This window comes from Psychrobacillus glaciei (assembly GCF_008973485.1).
Classification (GTDB): Bacteria; Bacillota; Bacilli; order Bacillales_A; family Planococcaceae; genus Psychrobacillus; species Psychrobacillus glaciei.
In genome coordinates, this window is sequence record NZ_CP031223.1 from 3560918 (window position 1) to 3580394 (window position 19477).

Genomic DNA, 19477 nt, shown 5'->3' on the forward strand with positions numbered 1-19477 from the left:
GGTTAATGTTGAGTGTTGGAATGGCTCAATTGTTTATATTAAAGTTCCCAAAGCGGTGTTTGGGAATGTTTGTAGTGTTAAAGCCAAGTTAGCTTAAAAGAATTATTACAATTTCCCTTCTCTTATCCATGTCCAGATTCGAAAACTACAAAAAATGGATACTAAGAAAAGAATAATCATTATAAATACCCATATACCCAGTCGGCTTATTTCTTGTAAACCTTCTGCATTTAAAGCTACAAAAATTGAAAAAATAATTACCATTAGGTAACAAAAAACATTAGGAATAATCCATACAATTCTTAATTTGGTATTCTTCAAAAGTTTCACCCCAATTAAAGACACTTTTTCCATTCATTTTAACATAAATATCCAATTATTCGATTTTATAAGTTGTATTATTTCGCTAATTAAAGTTAAAAAGCTACCAAACCCTCGTTTGGTAACATTTCTTTACTTAGCGTTGTAAATCTGACGATAATCCTTGTTGCACTAAACGTTAGTAATAGGTAAGCATTTGATGTTATCTCCAGCTTTTCCCCTACTCCGCACGGAACGTGCCAGTTTCCAAGCATTCCGCGTTCCATCTAGCGATGGTATTATTAATTATAAGTTTCAAGTTACTCATGTTGATTTGGGTTATTTGATTATTTCTAGCTCACATTTTTCTCGATATTTATTGATTTTTTCTAACATCGATTCAGTGATACCCAAAATTCTTATGAGAGTATTCGCCTTAATTTTGTCTGTCATATGGATTAATTCATGTACCTCTTTTTGGAGGATACGTAAATTATTGAATTTGTCGTTTCCACCAAGATGCTTAGGTATATAATGGTGGCAGTGTACGTTTTGTGCTTGTAGGAACATGCCAGTTATTTCACATTTCCCTTTCTTCATACTGTATCGACTAATCCGATTATCCATATATTCGACACTTCGTGTCGGTATGTTTGATTCCATTAACAATACTATTTCCTGTTTTATATCTTTACTCAACCGTGTAGATATTTGTACTCGACCTTCTTCGGTAAATGGGGTTATACTTTGAGTAAAAGCCATCACATTTTTAGTTTTGATGATCCCGAGAGGGAAGAGGTATAACCCGGCGATTTTATACGTTTTAGAGCCTAAGCCATAGAACTTTTTATAGACAGGAGGCGGGTTGTTAGGATGTTCATATTTACCGATAGGTTTAAGACGATTGTACATAGATGCACCTAGTTCGTAGGCAAGTCGTGAGAACGCTAAGTTGACGTGAGTAGCTCTGTTAAAATAATTGTGTAACCCTAAGACAAAACTATTAAAGCGCATAGCATTTTGAGTAGTTGGCGATGTTCGGAGTATTTCTAATCGTTTCTTTGCATCCGCTTTAATTTTCTGCATCTTTTCAGCTTTGACAAACGTATGTGCAACTCGCTTTTTTCCTTTGCGATTGGCACGTATTGTGAAGCCAAGAAAAGCAGACTCATGCTTACGCAGATTAATAATCTTCGATTTTTCTGGTGAAATATCAAGTTTTAAACGTTCTTTTAGATAAAGCTTAACCGCATGATACCACTTTTCAGCAGTTTTCCAATCTCGACAAATGATTTTAAGGCAAGTAGACCACTGGAACCTCCCCAGTAGCCCCTCTCAGAACCGGACGTGAACCTCTCAATTCATCCGGCTCCCATTATTCAGCCGTAGGCTTAATACCTAGTTCCCAATGTTTAAAGAGCTTAGGATTCTGAATAGCAATCCTACCCATAAAACGTTCCGCATTTTTCTTATGACGAGCAAGTCTTTTATATTTCTTTCTTGCCCACATGATTAAGGCTTTATTAATATGCCTTAAACTAGCATACATTTCGGATTTGTAGAACTTCCCATAGTAATTAATCCATCCTTGAATAGCTGAGTTAAACATCATCGATAAGTCAAAGAGTTCCTTATTTGCCTTCAATTGCAGTTTCCAACCTCTTACTTTTTGTCGGATTGATTTCTTGGATTTATTACTGATAGCGGGAGTGAAATTCACAAAGTGTTTTCCCCACCTGTTTTTCGACAGTCTCGGTCTGAACGTATACCCTAGAAAATCAAACGATATATTTTCATGCTCTTCTTTTCTATCTGCATCCTTGCAATAAATAATTTTGGTTTTAGTTGGATGAAGTTCGAGCTTACATATATTCATTCTCTCGTTTAGAGATTCAAGTAACTTCTTCGCTTCTTCCTCTGTCTGACAGTGGATGACTGCGTCATCTGCATATCTAGCAAATGGATTGTTAGGATGATTGATTGCCATCCATTTATCAAACGTATAGTGAAGAAATAAATTTGCTAATACCGGACTTATGACCCCACCTTGCGGTGTGCCAGAGATACGTTCTATTATTCCTTCTTTCGTTTGAAACGGGGCTCTTAACCATCTTTTGATGTATACCTTTATCCACTCGACTTTTGTATGCTTTTCTACCGCTCTCATTAATAAATCATGGTCTATATTATCGAATAAACCTTTAATATCGAATTCAAGTACCCAATTGTACTTCCAACATCTTTTCCGAGTGATCTCTAACGCTTGAATGGCACTTTTCTTCGGTCTGTATCCATAGGAATCTTCATGAAAGAATGGCTCTACCGAAGGTTCAAAATATAATTTCACTGTCATTTGTGCAATTCTATCCGACACAGTTGGAATTCCAAGTGTCCTTGTACCCCCAGCTTTCTTGGGTATTTCTACAGCTTTAACAGCTGGAGGAAAATAACTGCCAGATGACATTCGGTTCCATATTTTATACAGGTTATCTTTGAGATTTTCTTCAAACTCTGCTATGGATTGCTCATCAATTCCTGCTGACCCTTTGTTTGCTTTAACTCTTAGAAAAGCTTCATATACTACGTTTTTGGATATAACATACGGCTTTGTTTTATGCATAAGTTCCTCCCAGTTTGTTGGTTGACTTGTTTATAAAACTGAATAATATAACCCCTTTGCTCCATCTCCGTTAGGAGATTTCATTGCTACTACGAGTTATTCCGCCCCTATACATGGCATTGGTACTCTGATTCTTGTGGGGCTTCCACTTGAAATTTCTCCCTTAGCATCCATGTCGTAGGTTCCCACGTTCCACACAAAAGCCTGTATTAAGTTCACGCCGCCTTTATACCGGTCACCGAACGGACAGTAAACAGGTTTCCTCCGAACTTATCCTGAGTTAACGACTCCCCCTCAGTTTTGATGACATCTCTACGCTTTCGATACTTCATCAGCGGTTCAATGATTTTCGTCTCCTTAATACATACCTGACAGAGTCATGCTCTGCCTTTTCCCCTAACGCTCAATACCATAGCTTTTGACTATAGCACCTTAGGGCGGTTTGCAATCTCTACCTGTATAGCGATTGCGAGAGGCCTTCTCTCATCTTAAGTGCAGCATAGCTTACAAAGTTTACTTTTTAAGCAAACTTCGTTTGCTTTCGTGGCACACAGTCATCAGCATACCTAACTATGTAGCCTTCTTTTAAGTGAGTGCGATTCTTTGCAAGAAGTTGACCTCTAGTTTTAAGTGATTTATGAAGGGGAAATAGTTCCCATTGATCCGCTACCCATTGGTCCAATTCATTTAGTACAATATTAGACAACAACGGTGAAAGTAGGCCACCTTGTGGAGAGCCTTTTGTCGGAATACCTTCTCCATCCACTTCTGCTTTTAGCATTTTAGATATACAGGCTAGGACCTGTCTATCCCGAATACCTAAATTCCATAACTGCTTAATAAGCAATGTATGATTGATATTATCAAAGAATCCTTTTATATCGATATCTACAACGTAATGTAGTTTCGACCGATTAATTAGAAATTGAATTCTCGCCATCGCATGATGAGTAGACCGTAAAGGTCTAAATCCGTAGCTATGTTTATAAAAATGAGCCTCCGCAATCGGCTCTAACACTTGTTTAAAGCACTGTTGTATGATTCTATCGAGGATGCATGGGATACCTAAAGGTCGCATCTTGCCATTATCTTTCTCGATTAGTTTACGTCTAACCTTCTTCGGGCGATAATTTTTAAGCTTACTTTGTATTTCTTGTACTAATTCGTACTCCGAACGTTTCTCTATGTCTACAATAGTTTTACCATCTGTTCCAGGGGTCTTTGACCCTTTATTTGACTTAATTATTCGATACGCTAATAAAATATTGTTCCTCGACGTGATGATGTCGTATAGCAGATGGAATGATTCTTTATTTTTGGCTCGTTGATGTAAGTCTGCAAAGGTGTCTGTCATCCCGTAATAATCCCAATATCGAAGAGCTTGCACTGTGGCATCATTCCTTTTGAAGTGATGTTCCCACGTTCTTACCCGACCGGTGCAATGCACAGTTGAAAAATAATTATTACTTATCGCTAGACTTGGGGCTGTTCCTCCACCTCCATTACAGAGCTTTCACTGGTCGTACCCCTACCCTCATAAGGACAAATGCATTTCGCCATACCGCTTATAGCAACCGTTTCGGGTGACAGCCCTTGAGTCAACGTTCCTTACTTTCCAAGTCCCTTACAACCTAGCTATATTTTTTTCTAAACTTAGGTGCTTCCTGTAAGCCTGTGAGCTGGATACCGCCATTGTTCGGTATAACGTGTTTCATAGAAGCAATTTTTACTCTACGTCACTCACTCCATCGTTGGATGGTACACAAGTTTCCTTATGTTCTAACTTTAGACCTGTACCTCCGGAAGTTCGTCTGTTCTTTTCCACAAGAAAATTCTCACCATATTTAGTTTTTCAGCCATCCGGCATATCCATTGGCATACCTTTTCCTTGAGGAGTGGCTTCAGCCTTTGTTCTGCCGACTTTACCTGAGCTTCAGACCCCATAATCTGTCCATTATGACGCATGCAGGAATCTTAATGGGATAGTTTCAAAATACATGGTTTTATCATTTCTATCCTCGGTTATAAAGTTAGGATTTCCGAAGAAATCCCTTGTTTTTTCACACATTAGTGCTTATAACAAAACTTGTCGCGCTGCACCGTTAGTTTAAGTGTAAACCTTCACAATCTTATTTATATATTAACATAAATATCCAATTAAGAGGCACTTAGTATAAAAAACATTATATGTAAGGCAAGTGTCGTCATAATTTTAGGTATCTCTTTTGTTATGCAATTTATTCGATTTTGAGCATTTTTTTATTTTCATGGGAGTTAAAGAAGTTCAAAAAAAGAGGATTAATCCCTTCCAGAATGAACGCATGTGATTCTTCAAAACCCCTGCATTCAGGTTCAACACCATCTAAAACAACTTTTCTTCCTTTATTCCTTCATCTTTGAACGATTTTCAGGTGTTTTTGCGTTAATCCTTCTTCCCTTAACTTATAGAGAAAATAAAAACAGCCAAAACCCTTGTTGTATTAAGATTTTGGCTGTTTTAAGGAACGCTGGTTATTTGCGTTAATTATGACATTATGAGAAGCTTGGGACATGAACGGTTAGAAACAACGGAAATCTATTTAGAGAAAGTATTCGCAATAGAAAACCATGCTATTCATAGTTGGAAACCGGAGTTGTTTGGAGAGTATATATAATAGAAGAGATTTAAAGGCACACGTTGAAAATGAGCAAGATGAAAAGTTCCTCTTTAACTCTTATATTACCCAAAAATAAAAGAATCCATTTTGAAAGAAGATTGATCAAAGTGGATTCTTTTGTTGTGATTTAGTCTACCGTTTCATAACAAACGTTGATTATTTTTAGTGGTCCTTCTTAAAGTGATAGGTAAGCTTTTGAAGTTATCGCTAGCTTTTCCCCCACTTCACACCGTACGGGCGAGTTTCCCAGCATACGGCGTTCCAACTAATCTAATTCATTCAATTTTTATGTATATGCAAGATGGAATATTGAATCAGATTGTTTCATTCAGACATTGCTCACGCAATTTATTAAGCTTTTGAAGTTGCTTTGTATCTAATTTTAGTGCATTTAGTAGCACTTCTATTTTCTCATGATTTTTCATATAAATGAGGCGGTGAACAGACTCGTGCAATATCATTAAATTCCCGTATGAATCATATCTTGTGAGATGATGCGGCGTTTGTCTCTGAAAATTGGAGACGAATTGGTTTCTCGTGAAGATGTAGCGTATATACCCGACATTGAAGAAATCAAGGGAGGGTATTCTAACGCACTGAAACGAGTTGGCGCTAAGTGGGGAATTGGTCGTTATCTATATGGTTTAAATTCATTTTGGGTCCCTCTTAATCAAAATGGTGAACATTACGTAGGTGGGAAGTTTAAAATTAATAACCAAGAAAAGTATTTAACTGGTTATTTCAATACTCCTAAGTTACCTAATTGGGCATTGCCAGCAAAAACCGGTTCTCAAAACTCTAACCGTTCTACTAACAACCAACCAAGTCAACGCCAATCACCTAACAAGCAAGGTAACACTACTCAGCTTGTTCCTGGTAATGCGGTAGAGAGAAGAAAAAATGCACTAACTCATGTAACCGGTGTACTTCAATACTTAGAGTTTCCAATAAATTTGGTTCCTCACTTATTAGATGCAGCAAGTGGTTGCAAAGATTCATTAGAACAAGCAAATGCAGAAGATCTAGGAAAACTATACTCAGTTCTGAAGCCTGTTAAGGAATATGGGAAGCATGTACTTCAATGGGATTAAACAAAGAACAAATCCTATATTATGCACAAATTACCTTAGCAAGACCATTACTAAATACCTATGAGTTAACATTCAATTTGACCTAAAACAGCCGTATAATGTTAAAACTTTATATATTTTACATTTCAAGTCGTCAATAATCGACGCTCAGCTCCTGGCCCCAGACGCTTATAAAAAATACAGCATTACCCTTTTGCGTACAGAATGGTTTTGTGAGAAATTGAAGACCGGGAACAGCGGTTAAATAAGGAACCGCTGTTCCCAGCTTTCCGACCAAGCGAAGAGCGGTAGCGGTTTCACTAAAAAGCGAGTCAAAACCCGCGTCTATTTTCTTGACGGGAGACCAATAGTTCTTGATATTGCAAATGGCATAGGGTAAAAATTCTTTTCTTCTATTGTCTGATTAAGAAACTACATTCTTTGTTATTAAACGAATTTGGGCTCATGTATTTTTCTTGTATCGTAGTTGAAGAATCATTTTACATTTTCTTTGTTCCTCCTACTCGGATATTCATTGTCTTCTAATTGCTTTGATTGTTAATAATTCTTCATTTTTATTTTTTGATAAAAGTTCTTCTATATAATTAGATATACTTACCACAGTAGAATACTTGAAAATATCACGTACTTTTATTAATACTTTATATTTTTCTTTTAGGAGCCATGAAATCTTAATTGCTATTAATGAGTGTCCACCTATTTCAAAAAAATCATCATAAATGCTTATTTCATTAATCTCTAATGCTTTCTCCCAGATATCTGCAATTTCTTTTTCTATGATAGACTTAGGCTTGATCATTTTTTTAATATTATTATTTGTACCAGGCTTTGGAAGTCGATCTTTATCAATTTTCTTATTTAAAGTTAAAGGAAACTCTTTCATTTGAATAAACTTATCAGGAATCATATATTCAGGAAGACTATGTCTTAAAACACTTTTTATTTCTTTTAATTCTTTCATTTCCGCAGTAATTATATATGCGACTAGAATTTCAATATTATTATTGTCTTTGTAAGACATTACCTTTGAGTCTAGAATTCCTTCACAAGCTAGAAGGGCTTTTTCTATCTCAGCTGGTTCAATTCTATGCCCCCTAACCTTTAGTTGGTCATCATTTCTTCTAACATAAACTAGATTTCCATCCTCTAAGTAGTAACCAATATCCCCAGTTTTATATAATTTACTCTCATTCTGTATATAAGGATTATAGATAAACTTCTCCTTTGTTAATTCGGGATTATTTAAATATCCTTTAGCTACTCCTAGACCACCAATATATATTTCGCCCAAAACCCCACTTGGAACTGGTCTACCTATTTTATTTAAGACATACACCTGAGTATTATCGATTGGTTTACCAACAGGCACAATTCCTTCTAATACTCTGTTATCTGCTATATAGGTAGTACATCCCACTGTAGCTTCAGTTGGGCCATACTCATTAATGAAAATATTATCTTTTGAAGCTAATTGCCACGCTTGAAGCATTTCATAATTTAGAGCCTCGCCCCCTAATATCCATTTGGTGCAATATAAGGAAATTTCCTTCAAATTTGAATCGTACTCTAGCATTTTTAAATGAGATGGTGTTAGTTTTGTAAAGTTAACCTTTTTAGAAGTAATGTCTTTACTTAAATTATTTATAGCCTTAGATGAACTAACGAAAACTATTTTACCTTGCGCTATCGGTACTAAAAGACTTGTTAATGTTAAATCAAATCCTATAGAGGTGTGAAGAAGTGCTCCTTCTCCACTATCTTCGTTATAATTCTTAGCCGCAAAGTTTATATAGTTACCAATATTTTTGTGGCTAACAACTACTCCTTTTGGGTTTCCTGTAGATCCAGAAGTATAAATAATATAGGCAGGGCTTTCTAAGTCAATTAGTAGATCAGGTATTGGTTTTGTGCTTTTTTGTACGAGTAGATCTTCAGTTAAATGCATATTTATATTACTGAATTCTAAATTTCCTTTTAAATCTCTATCCCCTACAATAATGTGCTCTATTTTAGAATCTTTTATAATATATTGAATTCGTTCTCGATTTAAATCACTATCTATAGGAATAAAAGATGCTCCTAATTTCCAAAGAGCTAATATACAACTTAACAAATTAGCTTCTCGATCCATATATATCCCTATAATATCGCCAGATTTTATCCCCCTACTACTTAAATTTGCTGTGATTGAGTTGACGCTTATATATATATCTCCGTAAGTATACTTTATAGTATTATCAATAATTGCATAGGAATCAGAGTATGTTGATACACTTTTTTTAAATATAGTATAAAAGTCTTTTATCTTAGTATTTTCATCTTTCCCTCTGCTAACTTCATTTAAAATAAATTGTACCTCTTGTTCACTAAGACAACTGAACTCTTCTACCTCCCTTCCAATATTATTTGTTAAACTAATTAATGCTGTTTGGAAGTGTTTTAATACTTTTTTAGCTTCTGAATCGCTTAAATATATGGTGTTATATTTAAGTTTGACATTCCAGTTACTACCTTCTAATTCTGGTGTAATGATAAGAGATATTGGATAGCGAGAAAATTCTTTTATTTGGTTATTTGTTATATCTAACCCATCCCACTTCTCTTTTGAAAAATCAGGAAATTCTTCAAAAAACATAATGCTATTGAAAAGGGCCTCTTTTTGACTAAACTCACTTAATTGTTTTAATAAAACCGGTGGAAAGCTTTGGTGTTTTTGTACATCTTTTGTGAATTTATGGATATCTCTTAAGTATTCCTCTATTTTTTGATTTTTATTAAAATATGATCTAATTGGAACGGTATTTATAAAAAGTCCAATTCTACTTTCTAAGTCCTCTAAATCTTCAGACCGATCTGAAAATGTAGATCCAAAAATCACATCTTCATCACCACTATAAGTATGTAAAAGTAATGCCCATGCTCCAAGTAAAATTGAATTAATAGACACAGGAATTTCTTTGCTGATTTTTTTTAATTTATTTATTAAATTTTCGTTTATTATTAAACTTTTTTCTTTATATCCTTCATATCTTTGTACACTAATATTTTCTGATTTACTATTGTTAACCGTTTTATTTTTATTAACCGCAGTGTTATAAAAAAATTTTATTGAAGTTGGAGAGTATTTTCCTTTTAAATACTTTTTCCAAAACAGCTCATCTTCAAGTTTGCTTTTATTATCTAACCACTTACCATAAGAGTTAAAAGGCTTTGTTATTTTTGTCTCTAAGCTTTTCCCTTTTCTTAATTCGTTATAATTTCTCGTTATTTCATTAAATAAAATTTCTAGACTCCAGCTATCTAAAATAATATGGTGATATGTAAATACAAGTTTATATTTATTTTTATTTAATTGTATGAGATTCCACCTCGCTAGAGGCTCTTTACTTAAGTTAAATCTTTGCGATAGATCCTCATCTAAAATTTTTTCTACCACCCTTTTTTTAGTCCTTGGATCTCCTTCAACATTATGCTCCTTCCATTTTATCTCCATTTTCTTATGTATTATTCTTAAGGGCTCTGAGAGACCTTCCCATTCAATAGTACTCCTTAATAGATCATATCTATCGTGTACATGGGAAATGCTTTCTTTAAGAATATGAATATCTAATAGTCCTTCTAAATCAAAAGACTTTTGCGCAATGTAATAATTTTTTTCAGGTTCATTGACTGAATGAAACAACATGCCCTCTTGTGCGGGTGTAAGTTTTGGAATCGATTCAATATTATTCATATGCTTTTTCCCCCTTCATTGGTATCTGGAATAAAGTTTATTAATGGTTTTTATTAACGTTTGTTTTTCGAAACACTTTTTTCTTACAAGACTAATAATTCATTTAATAGGAATTTAAGCTCATCTATTCATATATACATCATTATCAGAACAGCTATCTGAAGAATATTTAACTGTAACCTGTAAGTGTTTATGACTTAGAGTAAAAGAATTTGCTCAGTATTGTGATCCTAGACTAACTATTTCCATATATTCGCCTAAACTGGGTTCTCAGCATATACAGCCAAAAACAACTGCTACTCTTTGCCATATAATTCTTCCTTCTTAATTCTCTTATTTCTCCGTGGTCTTCAAGACTTCCGCTTTCTCGGACAAGGTGCGTTGTACCAGTACTCTGAGCGAAACTTGCTCTTTCTTTGCCTCTCGGTTCAGTGCGGCATAGGTAGCGTTGTCTAATTGTAGCTGGATGGTCTTTTCTGTTCGGGTGAAATACAAGCAAGCTTCCGTAGCTTCAAGTTCTCCGGAAACGATGTATGCCTTCCGCGCTTCCAGTGTGCCGACTGCGGGCAACCAATCGATGAGATATCTGCCATTTCGTACCGAAATGGTCAATTTTCCGTTCCGGAAATTTGCATTGAAATTCTCTACCCCACATATCTGTAAAGCAGGTCCAGCACCTGATAGAAAACCTTGCGACCAGTAGGAACCAGCAGATCTGTAAATCCAAGCTGCCCTTTTTGCTTGGGCTGGTGAATGCCATATTGCGGCTCAATATCAAACGTTCGGATCGCTTGGATGTAGGAAAGGAATTCGTCATTTTCCATCTGGAACCCTAATTCATTCTCGCTGCTCCGCTTTAATAGGACCTGCTGCTCTCCCTCTATAAGGAATGCCTGGTGTAGCGCTACATCGGCATGGCACATATAGATGGTTACGCTTGGCCCGTGTTGTTTTTTGTCGATTCACATAATTAGCGATTTCTTTTTCCTGTTCGGGTGTCACTGCATATCGCATCCGGCTAGAATAGATACTGCTTGGCACTTTTGCCACATCAAGTTCCAACGCGTCTATCACTTCCTTTATTAAAAACCTCCTGTACATTAATGTCATGCGAGTTCACATGCAAATTAAGTATACAAGAGGCTATTCTATATTCCATTTATAGTGGCTCTCTACTCCGCACTTGCTGGCTTAAAACCTCGCATATGCGGCTCAATTCATCCGCAATAATTATTCTTTACTTTTAAAGAAAATTATCCTTAATTTTTTAATAAAATCTTACTGGAGAAATAAGATGTAAAAGAGAAGAATTATCTCCGGGTTCAATAACAATTGGCTTCATCGATCCACCAAAACTAATTTTTACTTCTTTGGATTTTATAACTTTGAGAGCGTCCATCATATATAGACCATCAAAAGCTATATTAAATTTCACTTCTCCCTCAAGCATCCTTATTTCTTGAGATTCTTCAATTCTTCTTATCTCTGTAAAATTTGAAGATATTTTTTTTATTTCAAGATTAACAGTATTATGCCTCATTTCTTTAGCAAACAAACAAGCTCTATCAATAACCCTCAAAAAATCTTCTGTCTTTACATGCATTATTGTATTGAAATTTGTTGGAACTAAACTTTCAACATTCGGATATTTGCCTTCTATAAGTCTAGTATAAAGAGAGAATTTTTTATTTTCGGCTTCAAATAAAAGATAATTATCATCGAATTCTATATCAATTATTTTTTTCATTAGAAGTAGAGCCGATTAACTTAATTAATTCACTTAAACTTGTACTTGGTATATTAAAAAACTTATTTCCTGTTGGCTTTATGTCGATTCGACTCATAGATAGTCTATGTGTATTTGTTGCTACACATGTAAGATTCTGATCATTAAAAGACATATTCACTCCTGTTAAAACAGGCCGAGATTCACTTTTTGATGTAGCAATAATAGTTGGCTTTATAATTCATTTAAATCTTCACTTTTCATTTGAATTCGATCATTAAATTGATTTGACTTTGGTATATCAGGATAGTCATGAATATTAAAACCGTTCAAATGAGTTAAGATATTTTCAGATTTTAATGTCACTCCATTTTCCTTTGTTACAGTTAAATGAAAACCCTTAGGTAATTTCTTTGTAATTTCACTTAAGTACTTAGCTGATAAAACTACGCTTCCTTCTTTAATAATGTCAAAAAATTTTACCCCATTTTTCTGACGGTAGCTATCTTATAACAATAATTTTTGAATTACTATCAATCAATTCTATTTTGTTGTCAAAAGCATTTATTTTTATACCAGATAGTATAGGAATTATGTTTTTATTAGATATAATTCTCATTACATCTGATATTGCTTTATTAAAATATTCGTGTTGTATAATGAATGATTTCCATAAAAAACCTCTTTCTTTAAAAATACAAGAATTTAATATTATTTAACCCCGATCCCCACAATAGCAACTCGAGGCATTTCCAAATGAAATTTGTTATTATTTAATGTAATTGTAATTTTCTCTTTCCCGAAATCGGAATAAAGATTTAAATCTTCGTAGTTATACTTGAAAATCTCTTCTGCTTTTTCAAACAATTTTTCATTGCTCATATTATTAGGATATAAATCTATTAGTTTTTCTAACCCATACATATTGAGTAAGTAATCGGTAAATTTGTTCTTCACTTCTTTTTCTGTTTCTCCGATTAAAATAAAGGGATCATAGAGATATTCAATTTTGTATTCTTTAAAATCACTCTCGTAAAAATATTGCTCTAATTCTTCTTTATTAAAGTGCGGAAAATCATGTCCTGTTAAAGAAAAGGGATGAACTACGTCTGAAAACCATCTTGCTACTGGACCTCCTTCTTCAAAATCATGGATAATTAATTTCCCTCCTTTCTTTAAGACTCTTTTTGCTTCACACACCGTTTCTAATCTTTGATTCTTTGGTATATGATGGGTTCCATAAGCCAATAAAACACCTTCTACTGAATCGTCTTTAAATAACAATTTTTGTGCAGGCTGTCGAATAGCTAAAATGTTATTATTTAAAGCATTATCGATCATACCCTTGCTAATATCACTAGTTATTATAGAAGGACGATAAGAAGTAGGAAATAAAGTTTGAACTACTTTAAAAATTAATCCATTACCTCCCAACAAATCTAAAATCGTTTTTTCACAAAGTTTTTCCATACTATCTTCACTAAACAATTTCATTATTCCTTCTATGCCTTTGCTTCTTACAAGTACTTCTTCTTGTGCCTTAATATAAGAACTACCTCTAGTATCTTCAAATTCTGTTTCAAAATCTGTAACTTCCAAATTATTTTCTACAATAAATTTAATTAGCTCTTCTACTTTATCGAAATTAATAGCCTCACTAATATTTGGATATTCTTTTTTAATGAAATTAATATGTTCATTAAAATCGCTTTGATATTTTATAGCAGTTGTCATTATATCGCTCCTCATTTTTAAAAGTTAAACATGGTATGTCAACACTAAATCAAACAACTTTATTAAGGGCCAAGTTTTTATAAGCGACCGGACTTAGATAACCCAGTTTACTGTGCGACCGGATATTATTGTACCAATTGACATAATCGAAAAGTTCAAGAGACAGCTGTTCAAGGGTAGGGTAGTGCGATCCGTTGATGAGTTCTGTTTTTAAAATCTTAAAAGTCGCTTCTGCCACCGCATTATCATAAGGATTTCCTTTTTGACTTAGAGATCGCTTAATCTTAAATGTACTTAATAATTCATCGATACCAACATTTTTAAATTCAGATCCACGATCTGTATGGAACATTTTTACGTTTTGCAGAGGATATCTAACAGACTTAAAGGCACGCTGAACTAGAGCTGCGTCCTTTTGTTCTCCGACACTATACCCGACGATTTCTCTGTTATATAAATCGATTAAAAAACAAATATAATTCCAGTTTCCTCCTACTCTCACATACGTTAAGTCACTTACTAACACAGACATCTCTTTATCCACGTTAAATGCTCGATTTAATACATTTCGAACTGATTCTTCATTTGGAGGGGTAGACATTGGTTTATAGGATGGTTTTGTATATTTCGATTGAATTCCTAGTTCGTCCATCAATCGACCAATACGTCGTCTAGAGACTGTTAAATCAGCTTTTTTTAAGGCATCTTTTATTTTTCTGGTTCCATATACTTTACGATTCTCTTCGAAAATCACTACTATTTCATCTTTTAATTTTTGCTCTTCAGCTAGCTTTTCTTGTTCTTTTTGAATGGCCATTCCCGTGTCATGATAAAAAGTGCTACGAGCTATTTTTAGGACTTTACACATTGCTAATACAGAATATTTGTGACGATTTTCTTGAATCACATCTATTTTCGTCCCATGATCAGCGCGGCTTGCTTTAAAATGTCGACTTCCATTTCGAGTTGCTTATTTCTCTTACGCAAGTCAATCAGTTCTTGCTCAACCGAAGGTCGGTTGTCTTTCTCTTTAAAGGAGCCTGACTGTTTGAATTGCGTAATCCATCTGTCTAAAGCAGACGCGGTTAATTCATATTCTCGGGCAATATCTTGACGGCTTTTTCCATTTTCATATAGGGCAACCACTTGTTTTTTAAATTCTGTTGAAAACGTTCTTCTTTTACTGGACATAGTAGATTCTCCTTCTTGTTATCTATTATTCTACTTGCCCTTAATTTTACTGTCCAACTAAGTGTAGACTATTCAAACATCCACATTGTTAGATATAAGATTTTTAGTCTTATCACTAAAATTTTGAATTATAACACGAGTTTTTTCTCCTGGACTTGTTCTTCCAATAGTTCTACCATCAATTTTTTTAACTGGAACTATTTCAGAACCAGTTCCAGTTAAAAAAACTTCATCAGCATTGTAAGCATCATGTAGAGTAAATATACTTTCTTTAACTTTATAGCCATTTTTCTCAGCCAAAGTAATAACCAAATTTCTAGTTATACCATTTAAAGCACCCAAATAAACTGGCGGGGTAATAATTTCATCATTTTTGATTATAAAAATATTTTGTTTAGAACCTTCGCAGACATATCCGTTAACATCTAGAACCAATGCTTCGTCTCCACCGGCCTGTATAGCTTCTAGTTTTGCCATCTGATTGTTTAGATAATTGAGTGTTTTTGCCTGTGTATTTAAAGAATCTTGTTTTGGTTTCCGAGTAGAAACAGTAACTAAATTTATACCCTCATTTCTTGATATTTCGCTAAATAGATTAATTTCTTCTATGATAATAATTAAGGTGGGCTCGTGTTTATTCAACGGATGACCACCCATTATACCTTTCCCTCTAGTTATAACGATTCTAATATAGGCATCTTCTTTACAATTATTCTTTCTTATAGTTGAATTAATCATTTCTTCTAATATTTCTATTGTGAAAGGAATTTTCAGAAATATTGACTGAGCTGATTCATATAATCTAATAATATGTTCTCTTAATAAAAATGGAACTCCTGAATATATTCTTATTCCTTCAAAGACACCATCTCCATATAAAAAACCATGATCAAAAACCGATATACTGGCATTTTGTTTTTCAATAAAGTTATTATTTATTAGCACAAAGTTATACATTTTTATCTCCTCGTGAATCAAATAATTAATATATTACGTATGGAAAATTAACGGTAAATGTTTGTAGCCAGCTAAAAAGTTAGATCTTAATCTTTCTCTTTTTCCAGCATGACTGATTTGATAATTACGATTTAGCATTTCTTCAAGAAGAATTGTCAATTCCATTTTAGCAACTTGAGCACCAAAGCAAAAATGATGACCTGCTCCAAAAGTTATATGTCTATTTTCAGTACGTGACACATTAAATTGATAGGAATTTTCAAACACTTCTTCATCGCGATTAGCAGAGGTTACCCATAGCGCTAAAGTTTCTCCTTCTTTAATATTATTGCCATGAAGAATCAAGTCTCTAGTAGCTACTCTAGTTACATGAATATTCGGGGTTGTCCATCTTAAGATTTCTTCAATAGCAGAAGGCAATAATTCTCTATTTTCTTCTATTTTTTTCATTTCTTCAGGATAATCAATTAAAGCAGCTATTCCACCAGCGGCAGCATATTTGGTAGTTTCAGTGCCTCCTAATATAAAGCTGAATAAGTTCAAAGCTATAGTTTGATCATCAAGCGTTACTCCATCTATTTCTCCTTGGATTAATCTAGAGATTAAATCGTCACTTAAGTTTTTTCTTTTCTTTCTTACCAAATCAATTAAATAAAAGAAGAGATCTCCATTTACTTTAGTTAAAGTTTCTTCTAATGAGTATCCTTTCCAAAATTCCGAATCCTCAGCAGCTAAGCAAGACCTGCACAAATCTGCTATCATGTTCCAATCTTCTTTGGGAATACCTAGTAATCCGCATGTTACACTTACTGGTATTTTTGCAGCTATTTTATCTACAAAGTCAAAGCTTTTGTTTAAAGGGACTTCATCAAATAACCCTTTTACAAAATATTTAATTTCAGGTATTAGATTTTTAATTGAATTAGGATTCATGCCTTTACTATGGAGTCTTCTAATTTTTTGATGGTTAGGAGGATCTGTGACTACCATCATTTTCCCTCCGGCAGGATCTTCATTTCCAAATAGCCGAAGCATATTACCTTTTTCAGAGGTGAAATATTCAAAGTTTTTCCATATATCTACAATATCATTATACCTTGTAATAGACCAGAACCCTTTTGTCTCCCCCACCGAATTCCAATAAACAGGTTCATTTTCTCTTAAGTATTTTAGTGCATCGTCTGCTTCCTCTAATTCAAACAAGTCTAAGTTCATCAAATCTATTTTTTTATCAGTTCCTGTAATCTCATTGGAACACATTATAAAATCTCCTCTTTCTAATTATATTGTTTAAGATTTTATTCTAGGTATTTTGTTAATTCTTTTTGTATTTATTACTTTCTATGATAAACCTTTAAAGTTTTCGATTATTGGATTTGTGAAAAAAGCTTTCATTGAGATCTCTGAGTTCAATAATAGCCAGCATCTCCGATTCAAAAATTTTGGTTCTTCTTTTTTCGTCTATAAACCACAATGAAGGATAATCTATTTTTCTATTATTTTTTAACTGGATTTTTCCTATTAAAAAAAACTCACTTGGGATAATACTTTGTTTTTGAATAAAAATAACTTTATTAATACCTTGAATTCCAGTTAAGAAATCTTCCATTACATTAAGGTTAGCCACATACCTTTCACTTTAATTTTTCTATTTCTCGCGAAAAATATTGAGAGTTATTTTTAGAACTTGTATCTAATATCGCCGAAATCATAAATTTATTAATTTCACAAAATAATTGTCCATCTGAATTTTCTCCATTAATATAGCCTTTAGATAAACCTATTCCTCCAATGAAGTTTACCTTCAACACCTGGAGGAACACGCATCATCTAAATACATAGCCTTCGATTAGCTTTAAGATAACCAATATATATATTTCTTGTGAATTTTCTACTTCGTAAAAAGTAGAAGTTAATGTCCATTTAGTATGCCCGTATTTATTCGCTTTATTGGTTATTTTTAACATATTATATTATTTTTATTAAACTCTTATCTTTTAAGCAGTTCTAAAATCGTGCTTTCATCAACTTTAGTTAGACTATAATTTATTCTTCTGCTAAGAACACATATGGAAAATTTATATTCTTCATCAATTTCAAGAATTTCAATTCTTGGATAATCTGTTTTCAAATACTTATAAGTATTAGTTTGTAACAACTCATCTGTTAATCCTGTTCCTATAGCTTTTGAGTAACATTCTTTTATTACCCATATTTCATAAAAAAGAGGTAATTTTTCTTCAACTAGTACTTTATCAAATACTGTTTTTTCTTCTTCTGAAAAGTTTGAAATTAATAATTCGAAACTTATTGGGTTCATTTTTTCGACATCTACACCCACTATTTCATTTCCAACTGCACAGAATATCCAATTTTCACTATGAGATAAATTAAAATTTAAACTAGAGTTTTTTAAAAATGGTTTTCCATTTTTGTTATAGAAAAATTCAAGCTTTAGTATGTCTTTTCCGTAGAAATGATGCAATATAAAACAAATACCTAAATAACCTAAAATAGAGTTTTTGTAATCTCTATAACTTTTTTTTCTATTTATTTCTTCTAATTTTTCTTTTGGAATTAAATCTAATAATCCTTCAAAATCAGTTTTATTTTGAGTAGTTTTTATAGCAATTAAATGCATTTATTTATCTCTCACTTATATAAATCAAAATTTATAATATTTGGCTTGTTCAATAAGAAATGATTGAAGACTTTGTTTTGACTCTTTTTGAAGATAAAAATGATCACCCGAAAAAATTTTTTTTTCAAATGAACCTAAAGTTTCATTTCCCCATCTCTCTAGATCTGAATTCTTTACATCATAATCTTCATTTCCACCTAACACTGTAATAGGAACTAGCAATTTTTCAGCAGAATAGTATTGATAAGTTTCACATATTTGAAAATCTGCTCTTATGTAAGGAAGCATTAAAGATAAGAGTTCTTTATTATCAAAAACTTCTTGATGCGTTCCGTTTCTTCTTTTTAGTTCTTCAACAAATTCCTCGTAAGGCAGGTTATGAATAGGCGTAGAGAGTTGCTCTTGTGCAGGATGCCCACAACTCGAAAGAAATAAGTGAAGTGGTTTTATATTATAAATTTTTTCTAAAAAACGTGATAGTTCAAACGCAATTAACGTTCCCATACTATGACCAAAAAATATAAATTTTTTATCTAAGTATGGCTTTATATCCTCAGCAAGCATGGGAATTAAATCTTCCATACTTGTATGAGGATCTTCCATTATTCTAGTTTCTCTTCCTGGTAATTGAATAGAGGCAACTTCAAAAACATGCCCCAGCTCTTCTGACCATTTTGAAAATACACTAGCCCCTCCTCCAGCAAAAGGAAAACAAAAAAGTCTAATATCCGCGCTAACATTTTCATTTAATACTATATATTTATTTTTTGAAATAGTTCTCTTCATAGTGGTAGTGCAGTTTAATAACTGCTACTACACCCCCTTTT

Annotated in this window: 17 protein-coding genes and 1 pseudogene; 1 reads left to right on the forward strand and 17 read right to left on the reverse strand. The window is 33.4% G+C overall.

Going from position 1 to position 19477, the window contains the following annotated elements; translation table 11 throughout:
• Nucleotides 1-639 precede the first annotated feature (639 nt).
• The 3 genes and pseudogenes from PB01_RS16845 to PB01_RS16855 form a co-directional block, all read right to left on the reverse strand.
• Nucleotides 640-1386: an HNH endonuclease signature motif containing protein gene (locus PB01_RS16845; RefSeq protein WP_225986016.1), complete on the reverse strand. Its 747-nt coding sequence runs from the start codon at nucleotides 1384-1386 to the stop codon at nucleotides 640-642.
• A 289-nt stretch (nucleotides 1387-1675) separates the two neighbouring features.
• Nucleotides 1676-2920 (reverse strand): group II intron reverse transcriptase/maturase, encoded by a 1245-nt coding sequence (gene ltrA, locus PB01_RS16850; RefSeq protein ID WP_151701258.1) that lies wholly within the window; start codon nucleotides 2918-2920, stop codon nucleotides 1676-1678.
• A gap of 553 nt (nucleotides 2921-3473) precedes the next feature.
• A pseudogene (locus tag PB01_RS16855) lies at nucleotides 3474-4307 on the reverse strand (reverse transcriptase domain-containing protein); the annotation flags it as partial.
• 1773 nt (nucleotides 4308-6080) lie between these two features.
• Here PB01_RS16855 and PB01_RS16870 point away from each other — a divergent pair.
• Nucleotides 6081-6668, forward strand: coding sequence for a hypothetical protein (locus PB01_RS16870; protein ID WP_151701259.1), 588 nt, complete (start codon nucleotides 6081-6083; stop codon nucleotides 6666-6668).
• 511 nt (nucleotides 6669-7179) lie between these two features.
• Here the strand turns inward: PB01_RS16870 and PB01_RS16875 are convergent.
• From PB01_RS16875 to PB01_RS16945, 14 genes are all read right to left on the reverse strand, one after another.
• On the reverse strand, nucleotides 7180-10401 hold the full coding sequence (locus PB01_RS16875) for a non-ribosomal peptide synthetase (protein WP_151701260.1): 3222 nt from the start codon (nucleotides 10399-10401) through the stop codon (nucleotides 7180-7182).
• A gap of 644 nt (nucleotides 10402-11045) precedes the next feature.
• On the reverse strand, nucleotides 11046-11225 hold the full coding sequence (locus tag PB01_RS16885) for a hypothetical protein (RefSeq protein ID WP_151701262.1): 180 nt from the start codon (nucleotides 11223-11225) through the stop codon (nucleotides 11046-11048).
• Between the two features lie 13 nt (nucleotides 11226-11238).
• Nucleotides 11239-11463, reverse strand: coding sequence for a hypothetical protein (locus tag PB01_RS16890; RefSeq protein WP_151701263.1), 225 nt, complete (start codon nucleotides 11461-11463; stop codon nucleotides 11239-11241).
• A 205-nt stretch (nucleotides 11464-11668) separates the two neighbouring features.
• A complete protein-coding gene (locus PB01_RS16895) occupies nucleotides 11669-12148 on the reverse strand; it encodes a beta clamp domain-containing protein (RefSeq protein WP_151701264.1) in 480 nt (159 codons plus the stop codon).
• Nucleotides 12132-12308 (reverse strand): hypothetical protein, encoded by a 177-nt coding sequence (locus PB01_RS16900; RefSeq protein WP_264158157.1) that lies wholly within the window; start codon nucleotides 12306-12308, stop codon nucleotides 12132-12134. Before PB01_RS16900 ends, PB01_RS16895 begins: the two co-directional genes overlap by 17 nt.
• A gap of 53 nt (nucleotides 12309-12361) precedes the next feature.
• Nucleotides 12362-12595, reverse strand: a complete 234-nt coding sequence (locus PB01_RS21975) for a hypothetical protein (protein ID WP_151701266.1) — start codon at nucleotides 12593-12595, stop codon at nucleotides 12362-12364.
• Nucleotides 12596-12629: 34 nt separating this feature from the next.
• Nucleotides 12630-12746, reverse strand: coding sequence for a hypothetical protein (locus PB01_RS21980; RefSeq protein ID WP_404815090.1), 117 nt, complete (start codon nucleotides 12744-12746; stop codon nucleotides 12630-12632).
• A 92-nt stretch (nucleotides 12747-12838) separates the two neighbouring features.
• Nucleotides 12839-13861 carry a class I SAM-dependent methyltransferase gene (locus tag PB01_RS16915; RefSeq protein WP_192797380.1) on the reverse strand — a complete coding sequence of 341 codons (1023 nt, stop codon included), beginning with the start codon at nucleotides 13859-13861 and terminating at the stop codon, nucleotides 12839-12841.
• Nucleotides 13862-13910: 49 nt separating this feature from the next.
• Nucleotides 13911-15052, reverse strand: a protein-coding gene (locus PB01_RS16920) for an IS3 family transposase (protein WP_151701268.1) whose coding sequence is annotated in 2 segments (ribosomal slippage) — nucleotides 13911-14806 and nucleotides 14806-15052 — 1143 coding nt in all. Because the reading frame shifts where the segments join, the coding sequence is not laid out codon by codon here.
• Between the two features lie 72 nt (nucleotides 15053-15124).
• On the reverse strand, nucleotides 15125-16009 hold the full coding sequence (gene ilvE / locus PB01_RS16925; RefSeq protein ID WP_151701269.1) for a branched-chain-amino-acid transaminase: 885 nt from the start codon (nucleotides 16007-16009) through the stop codon (nucleotides 15125-15127).
• Nucleotides 16010-16042: 33 nt separating this feature from the next.
• A complete protein-coding gene (locus tag PB01_RS16930; RefSeq protein WP_151701270.1) occupies nucleotides 16043-17269 on the reverse strand; it encodes a cytochrome P450 in 1227 nt (408 codons plus the stop codon).
• 94 nt (nucleotides 17270-17363) lie between these two features.
• Complete coding sequence (locus PB01_RS16935; RefSeq protein ID WP_225986080.1) at nucleotides 17364-17636, reverse strand: hypothetical protein; 273 nt, start codon at nucleotides 17634-17636, stop codon at nucleotides 17364-17366.
• A 363-nt stretch (nucleotides 17637-17999) separates the two neighbouring features.
• Nucleotides 18000-18650, reverse strand: coding sequence for a 4'-phosphopantetheinyl transferase family protein (locus tag PB01_RS16940; RefSeq protein WP_151701272.1), 651 nt, complete (start codon nucleotides 18648-18650; stop codon nucleotides 18000-18002).
• 24 nt (nucleotides 18651-18674) lie between these two features.
• A complete protein-coding gene (locus tag PB01_RS16945) occupies nucleotides 18675-19436 on the reverse strand; it encodes a thioesterase II family protein (protein WP_151701273.1) in 762 nt (253 codons plus the stop codon).
• Nucleotides 19437-19477 lie beyond the last annotated feature (41 nt).